Source organism: Wenyingzhuangia marina (assembly GCF_900130035.1).
Classification (GTDB): Bacteria; Bacteroidota; Bacteroidia; order Flavobacteriales; family Flavobacteriaceae; genus Wenyingzhuangia; species Wenyingzhuangia marina.
Genome location: NZ_FQXQ01000001.1, coordinates 107,967 through 120,733 on the forward strand (window position 1 = coordinate 107,967; position 12,767 = coordinate 120,733).

At 31.0% G+C, this 12,767-nt stretch carries 14 protein-coding genes; 7 read left to right on the forward strand and 7 right to left on the reverse strand.

What is annotated here, in order from left to right; genetic code table 11:
* Positions 1-12: 12 nt before the first annotated feature.
* The 6 genes from BUB70_RS00405 to BUB70_RS00430 form a co-directional block, all read right to left on the reverse strand.
* Positions 13-1,380: a CotH kinase family protein gene (locus BUB70_RS00405; RefSeq protein ID WP_073117713.1), complete on the reverse strand. Its 1,368-nt coding sequence runs from the start codon at positions 1,378-1,380 to the stop codon at positions 13-15.
* Positions 1,381-1,386: 6 nt separating this feature from the next.
* Positions 1,387-2,031 (reverse strand): DUF2490 domain-containing protein, encoded by a 645-nt coding sequence (locus tag BUB70_RS00410; protein ID WP_159431398.1) that lies wholly within the window; start codon positions 2,029-2,031, stop codon positions 1,387-1,389.
* 40 nt (positions 2,032-2,071) lie between these two features.
* Entirely contained in the window at positions 2,072-2,671 is a 600-nt protein-coding gene (locus BUB70_RS00415) for a DUF4956 domain-containing protein (protein WP_073117715.1), read from the reverse strand.
* Positions 2,672-2,870: 199 nt separating this feature from the next.
* A complete protein-coding gene (locus tag BUB70_RS00420; RefSeq protein WP_073117716.1) occupies positions 2,871-3,512 on the reverse strand; it encodes an O-methyltransferase in 642 nt (213 codons plus the stop codon).
* Positions 3,513-3,515: 3 nt separating this feature from the next.
* Positions 3,516-3,782 (reverse strand): hypothetical protein, encoded by a 267-nt coding sequence (locus BUB70_RS00425; RefSeq protein ID WP_073117717.1) that lies wholly within the window; start codon positions 3,780-3,782, stop codon positions 3,516-3,518.
* Positions 3,783-3,790: 8 nt separating this feature from the next.
* Positions 3,791-4,360: a sigma-70 family RNA polymerase sigma factor gene (locus BUB70_RS00430; protein ID WP_073117718.1), complete on the reverse strand. Its 570-nt coding sequence runs from the start codon at positions 4,358-4,360 to the stop codon at positions 3,791-3,793.
* Positions 4,361-4,518: 158 nt separating this feature from the next.
* Between BUB70_RS00430 and panB the strand changes: the two genes are divergently transcribed.
* The 7 genes from panB (at position 4,519) to BUB70_RS00465 (ending at position 10,339) form a co-directional block, all read left to right on the forward strand.
* The gene (gene panB / locus BUB70_RS00435) at positions 4,519-5,337 is read left to right on the forward strand and encodes a 3-methyl-2-oxobutanoate hydroxymethyltransferase (protein WP_073117719.1); all 819 of its coding nucleotides are present in this window, start codon (positions 4,519-4,521) and stop codon (positions 5,335-5,337) included.
* A gap of 80 nt (positions 5,338-5,417) precedes the next feature.
* The gene (locus BUB70_RS00440) at positions 5,418-6,359 is read left to right on the forward strand and encodes a 2-hydroxyacid dehydrogenase (RefSeq protein WP_073118541.1); all 942 of its coding nucleotides are present in this window, start codon (positions 5,418-5,420) and stop codon (positions 6,357-6,359) included.
* A gap of 40 nt (positions 6,360-6,399) precedes the next feature.
* The gene (epsC, locus tag BUB70_RS00445; protein ID WP_073117720.1) at positions 6,400-7,176 is read left to right on the forward strand and encodes a serine O-acetyltransferase EpsC; all 777 of its coding nucleotides are present in this window, start codon (positions 6,400-6,402) and stop codon (positions 7,174-7,176) included.
* Positions 7,177-7,181: 5 nt separating this feature from the next.
* Positions 7,182-8,066, forward strand: a complete 885-nt coding sequence (gene cysM, locus BUB70_RS00450) for a cysteine synthase CysM (RefSeq protein WP_073117721.1) — start codon at positions 7,182-7,184, stop codon at positions 8,064-8,066.
* Positions 8,067-8,079: 13 nt separating this feature from the next.
* Entirely contained in the window at positions 8,080-8,838 is a 759-nt protein-coding gene (locus BUB70_RS00455; RefSeq protein ID WP_073117722.1) for a hypothetical protein, read from the forward strand.
* Positions 8,835-9,452, forward strand: a complete 618-nt coding sequence (locus BUB70_RS00460) for a MarC family protein (protein ID WP_073117723.1) — start codon at positions 8,835-8,837, stop codon at positions 9,450-9,452. The genes BUB70_RS00455 and BUB70_RS00460 overlap by 4 nt, the downstream gene beginning before the upstream one ends.
* Before the next feature lie 11 nt (positions 9,453-9,463).
* The gene (locus BUB70_RS00465) at positions 9,464-10,339 is read left to right on the forward strand and encodes a cation diffusion facilitator family transporter (RefSeq protein ID WP_073117724.1); all 876 of its coding nucleotides are present in this window, start codon (positions 9,464-9,466) and stop codon (positions 10,337-10,339) included.
* A gap of 3 nt (positions 10,340-10,342) precedes the next feature.
* On the opposite strand, the gene BUB70_RS00470 is transcribed toward BUB70_RS00465, so the two are convergent.
* A complete protein-coding gene (locus tag BUB70_RS00470; protein ID WP_073117725.1) occupies positions 10,343-12,703 on the reverse strand; it encodes a penicillin acylase family protein in 2,361 nt (786 codons plus the stop codon).
* Between the last annotated feature and the right edge of the window lie 64 nt (positions 12,704-12,767).

The following is a 12,767-nucleotide window of genomic DNA, read 5'->3' on the forward strand; positions in this document are numbered from 1 at the left end:
TCCTCTTAGTTATTAATTTAAGTATAACATTATCGCTTCATTTCTTGACACGCAAAATTCTTTCATTTTCTTAACTGCAGTTTCAAAATCATCAGAACCAGCAAACAAACTTGTATACTTTGAAGTTTCTGAAGTTACACCTGATAAAATTAAATTGTAATAGTTATCAAATATGATTTCCATTCTAGCTGGGTTATAATAATTCTCTACAAAATCTCTTAAATATGCTTTGTAATCTTGCTCGTAAGAATCTACATCAATTAAAAAAGATATTAATGGCCAATCAGAGCTTACTTCACTCATACTTAACGATACTGCTTGTAATTGTGCAGCACCTCCCTGAAACGCTTCATTATTATCCCATACAATCCATTTAATAAGTCCATCAGCTGGATCGTGATATAAATAATAATTATGTCTCATGTTTCCATAAGTATCCCAATTTTGTATAGTGTTATTTACCGCCAAGTATTTCAAAAAACCTTGCACATCAAAGACACGCTCTAAATTAGCTTTCCAAGCCTCAACATCAGAAGTTCTCAAAGGAGAATGTAATACCTCGTATAATTCTTCAATATCTGAAAAATCAGCTATTTCTTCATTTGTTTTTTTCTCAAAATCACTCAAAGTAAATTCATTCAATGAAAACATAGATCCACTCCCATTTGGTTTGTAACAATTTCCTGTGTTACTCCCAAAAACTGAATTTAGCATAGTGTCAAACACCACCTCGTCTAGGGTATATAAACCATTATACACTGGTGTCCCTGTACCTTCATCTACATAAACTTCATAAAAAGCTGTTTTAACTGCAGGAACACCAAAATCTCTAAATAATTCTGTTGCTATTTTCTCCCTCATAAACGAAGGATCGTTATAATTACTTCCTAAAGACAGGTGTTGAAACCCATAAAATCGCTGATTCTTAATTTCAGGATATTCATCTTCAAAAGCATCAAACTTAAGTCTTAAAGGAAGTTTCTCATTCCCATTATTATTTGCACCATACAAACTTGAATTCCCTTTGTATCTAATTCCTACATGATACCATTCTGTTCCATTGAAGTATAAATCACATGGAGAATAAATTGGTTTATTATCCGTTAAATCATTTGGTCCATCTGCTTCAGTAATCAATTTTGCTAAATTAGACCTGATCGTTTTATACTCAGATGGAGAGAAAACAATATCAATTCTATTTACTATGTCTTTGGGGAAAACAACATCATAATTTACCCCATTCAAATCCGAATGAGTTTCGAATGTCCACTCTTGAATGTCTTTATTGGGAATAACCTCAACTTCTCTACAAGATACTATCAAGAGTAAAATGATTAAAATCAACCACACAGATTGCGTATTTTTGATTTTTATATTCATAATGTTTTACTTTAGATTGTATATATATTTTACCCCAAGAATACTTACAGCCTTAGGAAACTCAGTATTTAACTCATTATCAAAGCCATAAAAGAGCTTCATTTTCGCTGATTTATGAATATCAAAAGTAGTTCCTAAAGTAATTCTATAACTTTCTAGCTGATTATTTGATTCGGACCCAACAGAACGAAAAAGCTCTCCTGACAACTCAGGATCTAACTTCCACTTTTTGATATTATACTCAGCATCAACTTTAAAACGAACTATTTCTTTTAATTTATCATCCTCATTTAACTCCTTACTATTCTGATATCGAATCCTATACTTTAAACTTAAATCATTAATTTTTTGTTTATAAACACCATCAAAATTATACCTAAAATGATCTCTATAACCTTGAATGCGACCTTTATTGTCATTCTCTTTTGTATAACGTAGCCCTCCTGAAAACTCAAAATGCTTAGAAAAACTATACTCTAATTCAAATTGTCCAAAGTATTTTTTTATTTCTGAACTATTATTGTTTAATCTCAACTCTCCCTCAAGAAGCGCAGTCCATTTTTTATTGATTTTATGTTTTAACCCCACACTAGACCAAGTTTCCATATCTCTTACTACAATTGTATCTTGTCCATATGTATAAATAGACATCAAAAACATTCCTAATAAGAAAAAAGGCCTAAGTCTAATCTTATTTATTTTCAAAGTAAATGATAATATCTGCATATTTTTTTCTAAAATTAACTTCATCAATTTTTATTTTATCAATGCTTAAACCTGTTCTTTGTTCCAAATCTCCCTTTAATAAACTGTAGTTTTCAGGCTTTAAATTTTCTAAAACTTCATATACAATTTTTCTTGAAACTTGGTGCTTTAAACTCCAAAACCACTCCGTAAACCATAAAACAGTAATAATTAACGCATTAGCTGCAAACAACTCAAAATAACTCATTTTCTTATTAGCTAAAGAGTTTACTACTGAAACCCCAATGACTATAAACAAATAGGTCATTTCCTTGATATCAATAGCATTGGTTCTATATCTGATAATTCCAAAAATAGCAAACAACCCTAAAGCCATTCCTAAATCTAGTTCAAACTTTTTAAGAGTAAAACATAAAAAGAATACAATTACACTTATCATATAGTAAGTAAAAAAGTATTCTTTATTTTTTGTCTTTTTATAGTAAAGACCTCTTATTATTATAGTTAAAAAAACAATATTAACAACAAATCGAAAAAGCATCTTATAAAAATCATCATCAAAAACTGGGATGTTAAATATTTCCATATTATTTTTTTGTTAAATATTTTGAATGTGCAAAAATGAAAAAAATAAAATGATTTTTTATGGTAAAAAATCATAAAAAATTAACATATATCAAAATACAACTAATTATTAAAACAATTTTTAGATATATTTCCATAAATAAACAAGGTATTCTTATATAAGAATACCTTGTTTATTTATTTAAGAATTTAAAGATTTGTTATTTAACTCTAGTGATAGTTAATCCATCTCTAATAGGTAACAAAACAGTTTCAACCCTAGGATCTTCGTTTACTTTTTTATTATAAACAACTAGCTCTTGTGTATCTATATCTTTAGGATCTATTTCTTGTACTACTTTACCACTCCACAGTACATTATCTGATAAAATTACGCCTCCTGGATTCATTTTATCAATAATTAAATCAAAGTAGTTTCCGTAATTGGCTTTGTCGGCATCAATAAAAACCAAATCAAATTTTTCATCAATAGTTGGAATAATATCTAACGCATTCCCAACATGTTGATGAATTTGAGTTCCGAAGTTAGACAAATCAAAATACTTACGTTGTAAATCGTATAACTCTTCGTTTTTATCTATCGTGTGTAAATTCCCATCTGTTTGCATTCCTTCGCACATACAAAGAGCAGAATAACCTGTATAAGTACCTATTTCTAAAATATTTTTAGGATTGATGAGTTTAGAAATCATGGCTAAAAGTCTTCCTTGAAAATTCCCACTTAACATACGAGGATTTAATACGGTTTGCCAAGTTTCGGTATTTAAAGCTTCTAAAAGTTCTGGTTCGGGTTGAGAGTGATTTACGGCATATTCATCAATCTCATCTGGTAAAAAGTGCATTTTCTATAATGTTTTTTCTAATTCTTTTATTTGCTGTTTTAACTTTGCTTTGTCTTCTTCTGACAAACAACATTTAGACAATTCTCTTTGTTTTTTTACCATGCAACACATGGTTGATAGTTTAGAGTTTTGCTTACTAAACACCTTACATACTTTACAATACATAAAGTGTAAGTTTAACTTTATTTTTTCTAGAAAAGTAGCTTCTCCGTACTGTGCTTTTGAACAGATGGTAGTAGCTTCTTCACATGTAATTTTTATTTTTCCCATCACCTTAATTACTTTTTAAACCAATTTTCTTCCATACATTCTCTAAGCTGAGTCCTAGCCCTATGGATGATTACCCAGAGATTAGACGGAGTGATATCTAGCTCATTACAAATATCCTCAGTATCAAAACCTTGAATAGTTTTCATTTCAAATACAATTCTATACTTTTCTGGTAATTTGGCAATGCAAGACTGTAAAGCTTCTCCTAACTCTTCTGTTTCTATTTCAGCATCTGCATCTCCAGACCAATCTTGTGGCACTCTTTCTTCTATCCAATCCCCTTCTCTTTCTCCATCGCTATAAAAGTTCATGCGCACTTCGGCCTTTCCTTTATTAGAATTTATTTTTCTATAATGATCAATAATCTTTCTTTTCAATATTGAAATCAACCAAGTTCTTTCACTTGCTTTTCCTTCAAAATTTTTCATTGACTTTAAACCCGCAAAAAAAGTTTCTTGCACTAAATCTTTTGCTTTGTCCGCATCATTTACCCTAGCAATTGTATAATTAAAGAGGTAATCTGCGTAAGCATCAATCCAATTATCTGGATTTAAAGTATGTATTTTGGTTTCTGACATAATCCTTGAAAGGTTTTCTCTAGGATAAAGATATAAATATTTAAATGTAAAACTCCATTCTTTTTACGACCAACTTACTTGTTTTACTTCTTCTTAATTAATTGTCCGAATTCCTTAAAAAAGAGTAATTTTACAATCCGTTTTTATTTTAAAAATATATGTCTGCTATTAAAAAACAATATAAAAGAATTACTACAAATTCATTAATTGAAATGAAAAGTAATGGAGAAAAAATCTCTATGCTTACTGCCTATGACTATACCATGGCTAAAATTATTGACAATGCAGGAGTTGATGTTTTATTGGTGGGTGATTCTGCCTCTAATGTAATGGCTGGTCATGAAACCACTTTACCTATTACTTTAGATCAAATGATTTACCATGCAAGTTCTGTAGTAAGAGCTTCTAACAGAAGTTTAGTTGTAGTAGATATTCCTTTTGGTAGTTACCAATCTGACTCTAAAGAAGCTTTGCGTTCTGCCATCAGAATTATGAAAGAATCTGGTGCTCATGCGGTAAAAGTTGAAGGAGGTATTGAAATTGAAAACGCATTGTCTAGAATTATCCAAGCAGGAATTCCTGTGATGGGACATTTAGGATTAACGCCACAATCTATTTATCAATTTGGAACTTATACAGTTCGTGCTAAAGAAGAAGCGGAAGCTGAAAAATTATTAGCTGATGCCAAATTGTTAGAGGCTAAAGGATGTTTTGCATTAGTACTAGAAAAAATACCTGCAAAATTAGCTAAAAAAGTAGCCGAAAGTTTAACCATTCCTGTCATTGGAATTGGTGCAGGACCTGATGTTGATGGTCAAGTTTTAGTAGTACATGATATGTTGGGAATGACTCATGAATTCCATCCTCGTTTTTTACGTAGATATGCCAATCTATACGATGAAATGAGCAATGCTTTTACGCAATACAATGCAGATGTAAAAGCCAAAGATTTTCCAAACGAAAAAGAACAATATTAGTTTATTGATGATTTGTTAAACTGTGTATTTGATTAATCAATTTAACTAAAATCTTGATTCCTGATACTAGATACCACAAAATGAAAATACTTCACATAGATTCAAATCATCCTGTGTTAATGGAAGACTTAGCTTTGTTAGGATGTAAAAATCACGAAGATTATACCTCATCTAAAACCGAAATAGAAGCTAAAATTGCCAACTATGATGGTATTGTGATTCGCAGTCGTTTTAAAATTGATAAAACTTTTATTGATGCTGCTACCAATCTAAAATTCATTGCTCGTGTAGGAGCAGGTTTAGAAAGTATAGATTGTGATTATGCAGAAAGTAAAGGCATTGTTTTAATTGCTGCTCCAGAGGGAAATATGAATGCTGTTGGAGAACATGCTTTGGGAATGATTTTAAGTTTATTCAACAACTTAAAAAGAGCTGATGCTCAAATTAGACAAGGACAATGGTTGCGTGAAGCCAACAGAGGTTTGGAACTAGAAGGAAAAACCGTTGGATTGATTGGTTACGGAAACATGGGAAAAGCTTTTGCTAAAAAACTAAAAGGTTTTGATTGCGAAGTGATTTGTTATGACATTAAAGAAAATGTAGGGGATGAAAATTGCCAACAAGTTTCCTTAAAAGAATTGCAAGAAAAAACCGACGTACTAAGTATTCATACCCCACACAACAATCAATCTTATAAAATGATTGATGTAAATTTCATCAACAATTTTAAGAAACCTTTTTACATTATTAACACCGCTAGAGGAACTGCAATTGTAACCAATGATTTGGTGGATGGATTAAAATCCGGTAAAATTTTAGGTGCTTGCCTAGATGTATTGGAGTATGAAAAATTATCTTTTGAGAATCTTTTTGAAAATAAAGAACTACCAAATGCCTTTGAATATTTAATTAGTTCCGAAAATGTTTTACTATCTCCACACATTGCTGGCTGGACAGTAGAATCTAAATATAAACTGGCAAAAACAATTACAAAAAAGATAGAGCAACATTTTTTTAATTAAACATTTGTAATGTTTACTTTTATGCCTAGACAAGTAAAGCATGAAAGAAATAATTAAAGAATTACAAAACATTAAACAAAACACTGATTTAAACTACAGTGTTAAAACTAGTGTTGAAGATTTTACTCAGAAAATATTTAGTGTATTATTTGATGATAGTATTGATTTGGCTCATAGTTTTGAAGAATTAGAAAATTTATTTAAAGCTGCTGCTAAAATATCATGCATGTGTCCACAAGAAGTTTGTGATAAAACTTGGAATACTTTTGCTAAAAAACTGCCTACGATCTTAAAAGATTTAAATAAAGATGCATTGTACTTTATGGAATCTGATCCTGCAGCAAGAAGGATTGAAGAAATTTACTTTGCTTATCCTGGTTTTTACGCGTTGGCTATTCATAGATTAAGTCATGAAATATACAATCAAAACTTATACTTATTTGCTCGTTTAATGAGCGAATATGCTCACAGACAAACCGGAACTGACATTCATCCAGGAGCTACCATTCACGCTCCTGTATTTATAGATCACGCAACAGGAATTGTGATTGGAGAAACTTGTATTATAGAACCTCATGTAAAAATTTATCAAGGGGTTACTTTAGGAGCCTTAAGTGTAAGTAAAGACAAACAAGACAAAAAAAGACATCCTACCGTAAAATCTAACGTATGCATTTATGCAAATGCAACCATATTAGGAGGAGAAACTGTGGTAGGAGAAAATTCTATTATTGGCGGAAACGTTTGGGTTACCAAATCTGTTCCAGATAATTCAGTAGTGTACAACACCATTCAAGCCAATATTAAAACAAGATAAATACTATGTATCGTAAATTATTAGACTGCATTGGTAACACACCATTGGTAGAAACATCTCATTTGGTAAAAAATCCAAATGTAAAATTACTTTTAAAATTAGAAGGTGACAATCCTGGAGGAAGTGTAAAAGATCGTGCTGCATATAGCATGATTAAAGGAGCTTTAGATAGAGGTGAAATAAAAGATGGTGACAAATTAATTGAAGCTACTAGTGGAAACACTGGAATTGCTTTGGCCATGATTGCTCAATTGTTAAATATTGATATTGAGTTGGTTTTACCAGAAAACTCTACTGCAGAACGTGTACAAACCATGCGTGCTTATGGAGCTAAGGTAACTTTAACTCCGGCAAGTACTGGAATTATTGGCTCTAGAGATTATGCTGATGAAAAAGTAGCACAAGGAGGTTACATTATGCTAAATCAATTTGCCAATGATGATAACTGGAAAGCACATTACCGTACTACTGGACCAGAAATTTGGAGAGATACTAATGGTGAAGTTACACATTTTGTATCTGCCATGGGAACTACAGGAACTATTATGGGAACCTCTACTTATTTAAAGGAACAAAATCCAAACATACAAATTGTAGGTGCTCATCCAAGTGATGGTTCTCAAATTCCTGGAATTAGAAAATGGCCAGAAGAATATCTACCTAAGATTTTTGATAAATCTAAAGTAGACACCGTAATGGAAGTATCAGAAACTGATGCAAGAATCATGACCAAACGTTTGGCAAAAGAAGAAGGAGTTTTTGCAGGGATGAGTTCTGGTGGTTCTGTGGCAACAGCCGTTAAACTTGCCGAAGAATTAGAAAGCGGTGTAATTGTTGCTATCATATGTGACAGAGGTGATAGATATTTATCATCTGACTTATTTGATTAATTAAAGTATCAATATGAAATTCATAAAATCATTTATCATTCTTATTAGTGCTTTTACTTTTATAGGCTGTAAATCAAAGGCTAAAAAAGAGCCTATTAAAGCTATAGAAGATGCCCATCATAAAACGGCCTTTTTATCACATGAAGCTGTTCAGTTTGACATCTTACTAAAATTTAGAGGAAAAGAAAGATTAAATGCTACCATTACTTTATTAACCAATTCTTCTAGAGGGCTAGTAGAAAACAAAGATGGAAGTAAAATTTATACGCATAACGAATGTGTCTATTATTCCCCAAACTTTAAAAGAGTAAAAGCGGTAAGGTTTGATGCTTACACTTGGGCTTATTTCTTTTTATTTCCTTATAAATTATCAGACCCTGGAACGCAATGGTCGGAATTTGGAGAAAGTGAATTGAATGGCGATTTATTTAATACTCAAAAACTTAGTTTTAAATCAGAAACTGGCGATTCTCCAGATGATTGGTATTTTGTGTATTCAGACAAAGATGATGATTTAATTAATACCGCTGCTTATATTGTAACTTTTGGAAAAAATGTAAAAACAGCAGAAAGTGATCCTCATGCAATTAAATATGATCAATACGAAGAAATTGAAAACATTCCAATTGCCACACATTGGACTTATTGGGAATGGAATAAAATAACGGGGATTTCTAATCAATTGGGAGAAGCAACTATTAGCAATATAAAATTCCTAAAAAGTAAAGAAGTTTCTTTTGACGTTCCTGCTAACTATATCGAAAAAAAATGATAGAATTACTTAAATATGCATTAACGGTTTTTATTGGCTTTTTTGCCATCATGAATCCATTTGCAAACATTCCTGTCTTTTTATCATTGGTTGGAAATGCAGATCATCAAACAAAAAAAAGAATTAATAAAAAAGCCACACTAACAGCATTTTTGATAGTGTTGGCTTTTTCTCTTTTAGGAAAATTTATTTTTGAAATGTTTGGAATTACCATTCCCGCTTTTAAAATTACAGGAGGTATTTTGGTCTTTCATGTAGGTTATGAAATGTTACAATCTAAAAAACCAAGTGTTAAAAATATGCAAGATGTAGATTTAGATGAAAACATGGCTATTTCTCCATTAGCCATTCCTATTTTGGCCGGACCTGGAACTATTGTAACTGCAATGAATTATGTTTCTAACACTCATTATATACATGTAATTATTGTAATTGCTATTTTTGGTTTCATGTGTTATTTAACTTATTGGGCTTTTCAATTGGCAGAATATATAGTGGAAAAAACAGGAAATAACATCATAACTGTAATTGGTAAAATAATGGGGTTAATTTTAGCTATTATTGGTGTAGACATGTTTATTGATGGAGTTAAACTGGCTTTTTCTTTAACCTAAAATTTTATTAAATGTCACACGATCACCACCATCATCACGACTCAAGTAAAAACATAAAAACGGTTTTCTTTTTAAACCTAAGTTTTACCATTTTTGAAATTATTGGAGGTTTTTATGTGAATAGTGTGGCTATAATTTCTGATGCTGTTCATGATTTGGGAGATAGTTTATCGCTTGGGTTTTCTTGGTACATGCAAGAAAAATCTAATAAAAAACCAACCAAAACTTTTACTTTTGGCTACAAACGCTTGTCTTTGCTTGGTGCTTTGGTAAATTGTCTTGTACTACTTTCAGGATCTGTTTTTGTGATTTATGCTGCTGTTGACAGATTGATTACTCCCCAGCATTCTGATGCGCAAGGAATGTTCATTTTCGCCATTTTTGGAGTGCTAGTAAACGGTTATGCTGCATGGAAAATTAGCACTGGAAAAACCTTAAACGAAAGAGTAATGTCTTGGCATTTAATAGAAGATGTTTTGGGTTGGTTTGCTGTTTTAATAGTAGCCATTGTTTTACATTTTAAAGACATTCCATATTTAGATCCCGCGCTATCTCTTTTGATTACTTTTTTTATTTTATGGAATGTAATTAAAAGATTAAAAGAGACGTTGTATTTGTTTTTACAAGCTCAACCTTTTGATGTTGATTTGGATATTATTAAAAATGAAATTTTAAACATTCCTAATATCAATAATACCCACCACACACATATTTGGTCTTTAGACGGGGAACATCATGTATTTACTACGCATGTAGTTTTAAAAGAAAACACTTCTTTTAATGAAATGTTATCTGTTAAAAAGGAACTAAAAAAAGTGCTTCATAAATATCCTTTTGACCATATTACTATTGAAACTGAATTTGCCAACGGAGACTGCTCTATGTAATATTTATTCAAAAATTAGTTTTAAAGTTGATGTTTTAATTTCCTTTTCATTCATCAACATTTTATAATATTTTCCTGTATTGTAATAATTGGTTTGATTACTATAAAACGGACTTAAAAAATATCCTGATTGTCCAGTTGGTGTTACGGCATAGGAGTTTTCTATATCAGAAAAATCAATTACTCTACGAGTAGATGGACCTGCATTTACATGAAAATGATTTCCTTCAGTATAATCAAACATTAAATTATTAATTGTTTCGTTTCCACCCACCATTGGGAAAGGCCCCACATTAAAGATCTTTTTTAATAAATCCATTTTAGCCAATGCGTGTTCATAAGTTACTGTATGTACTTTAGACCATTTCCATTCGTTAATATCATCACCCAAACCTGTTTTCAACTCAGCTACAGAACTTTTAAAGGAGCTAGTTACAATTTCTTGAAATGTTTCTTCTTTCAAAGTATTAACATTATTCCACCAAACAGAATTCGGATTTTTTAAATATTTGTTTTGAGTACGCCTAGATAGATTTGAATTGACAAAATCTTTAAAATCATCTGCTCCCATTTCATCTTCAAAAGTATTTTTCCAAAGTCTAAAAGTCAATTTATAATAAATTGTTGGTGCAATATTGTCTAAATTATGTTGTCCATTCCATTTTGTTAAAACATCTAAAACTTGTTTTTCAAAATCATTTAATTGACCCAATTCAAGTCCGGCTATTATATCTTTAATATTATCTATAACCACGCTGTTATTATGACTATTAGCTAAAATTTTCATATCGTTCACAGATAGTTTTTCTTTTGCTTCAATACCTTTATTAATGGCTACTGCTCTATCTTTTGACAAATAATAACCTGGATACAAATCTCCATCTACAGCTTCTGGCTGAACATTAGAAGTAAACACATATCCTTTTGGTGGGTTAATCGCTTTAGGATTTTTGCTAAACGACAACCATTCTTTTTGTAACTGATTTAAATCCCTTCCATCTAACACAAACTTTGTATTTACATTAGAAGACAAGTGTTTGTATAATTGTCCTGCAGACCACAGACCAATATTATCTTCTTTATCTCCGTATACAAAGTTCAACCCCGGGGCAGATAAAGTAGCAATAGCATTTTCAAAATCATAAATATTTTTAGCATGATTCATTCCATAAGCTGTTTGTAACACTTGATTGGGTTTTTCATTATATACCCATTGCACCACCGTTGGCAACGAATCTAAATTTTTAGCACTTTCATTAAAAACATTTCCTAATACTGTTTTTTTAATGGTAATAACTTTTGGTTCCTCATCTTTAATTTTAATTTCTTTTTCAATCAATTCATAATCATAAAACCCCATAGCTGTACTATATTTAGTACTGTCTTTTAAATTTTGATTAATTGTATAAAAATCCATATCATCATTTTCAAACATAGTTAAGCCAAAAGCATAATCTCTATTATGTGCTAATAATGGAAAAGGAAACAAACCTAAATAAAACCCATAGTTTTCATATGTTGGTGTTTTAATATGTGCTTGGTACCAAACCTGTGGTTGCGCAAAACCAATGTGGGGATCATTTTCAAACAAAACTTTTCCTGTAGTTGTTTTTTCTGGAGACAATACCCAACCATTGCTTCCTATAAATTGTGGAAAAGGTAATTTTTCTAAAATGTGATTGATACTAGAAATGCTATTTTTTCTTACATCATAATTTTCTTGATACATTGTATTTTCATCAGCTTCAATAGCCAAATCTTTTAAATATTCTGACCCTAAATTATTTTTTATGTGTGTTAAAATCGGATCTGTTTTAAAAGCATGTGCAAAACTAAAAGCCATATAAGCCGTTACATAATAAATATCTTTAGGAGTGTAATGTTCTTTTTCAATTCCCAATAAAGAAAACTCAATGGGCGTTACTCCTTTATCCATATAAGTATTGATTCCTTTTAAATAAGCATTTACAAGTTCCTTTACTTTTGGATTTTTATCTAAAGCTATAACTTGCTTTTCTACTGTTTCATCCACTCCTAGATTAGAAAAAAACACATCAACATCTACCAAATCTTTTCCAAAAATTTCTGCCAATCTTCCTGAAGCAATTCTCCTTAACAATTCCATTTGCCACAAACGTTCTTGGGCATGTACATACCCCAAAACAGTCATCGCATCTTTTTCTGAATTGGCAAAAATATGAGGCACGCCAATGCTATCAAAATAAACCTCTGTGCTCTTAACTCCATTAATATGCACTGTTCCTTTATAAGTAGGTTTTAAATACTGTAAATATCCATAACCCCCAATTGACAAACCAACTAGTAGGGAAAAAACCACTATGATAACTTTCTTGAAAATCTTCATATTCTATTTTTAAAAAGTAGCCTAAAGATAAAGAATCCTTTTGCACTTGACTTAGGAAACCTTG

Bases quoted from the DNA above. Each gene is read 5' to 3' on its own strand.
- BUB70_RS00420 (WP_073117716.1), bottom strand. From the start codon at position 3,512: ATGCACTTTTTACCAGATGAGATTGATGAATATGCCGTAAATCACTCT.
- cysM (WP_073117721.1), top strand. From the start codon at position 7,182: ATGTATCGTAAATTATTAGACTGCATTGGTAACACACCATTGGTAGAA.
- BUB70_RS00415 (WP_073117715.1), bottom strand. From the start codon at position 2,671: ATGGAAATATTTAACATCCCAGTTTTTGATGATGATTTTTATAAGATG.
- BUB70_RS00425 (WP_073117717.1), bottom strand. From the start codon at position 3,782: ATGGGAAAAATAAAAATTACATGTGAAGAAGCTACTACCATCTGTTCA.
- BUB70_RS00470 (WP_073117725.1), bottom strand. From the start codon at position 12,703: ATGAAGATTTTCAAGAAAGTTATCATAGTGGTTTTTTCCCTACTAGTT.
- BUB70_RS00440 (WP_073118541.1), top strand. From the start codon at position 5,418: ATGAAAATACTTCACATAGATTCAAATCATCCTGTGTTAATGGAAGAC.
- BUB70_RS00460 (WP_073117723.1), top strand. From the start codon at position 8,835: ATGATAGAATTACTTAAATATGCATTAACGGTTTTTATTGGCTTTTTT.
- BUB70_RS00405 (WP_073117713.1), bottom strand. From the start codon at position 1,380: ATGAATATAAAAATCAAAAATACGCAATCTGTGTGGTTGATTTTAATC.
- BUB70_RS00465 (WP_073117724.1), top strand. From the start codon at position 9,464: ATGTCACACGATCACCACCATCATCACGACTCAAGTAAAAACATAAAA.
- BUB70_RS00430 (WP_073117718.1), bottom strand. From the start codon at position 4,360: ATGTCAGAAACCAAAATACATACTTTAAATCCAGATAATTGGATTGAT.
- BUB70_RS00410 (WP_159431398.1), bottom strand. From the start codon at position 2,031: ATGTCTATTTATACATATGGACAAGATACAATTGTAGTAAGAGATATG.
- BUB70_RS00455 (WP_073117722.1), top strand. From the start codon at position 8,080: ATGAAATTCATAAAATCATTTATCATTCTTATTAGTGCTTTTACTTTT.
- epsC (WP_073117720.1), top strand. From the start codon at position 6,400: ATGAAAGAAATAATTAAAGAATTACAAAACATTAAACAAAACACTGAT.
- panB (WP_073117719.1), top strand. From the start codon at position 4,519: ATGTCTGCTATTAAAAAACAATATAAAAGAATTACTACAAATTCATTA.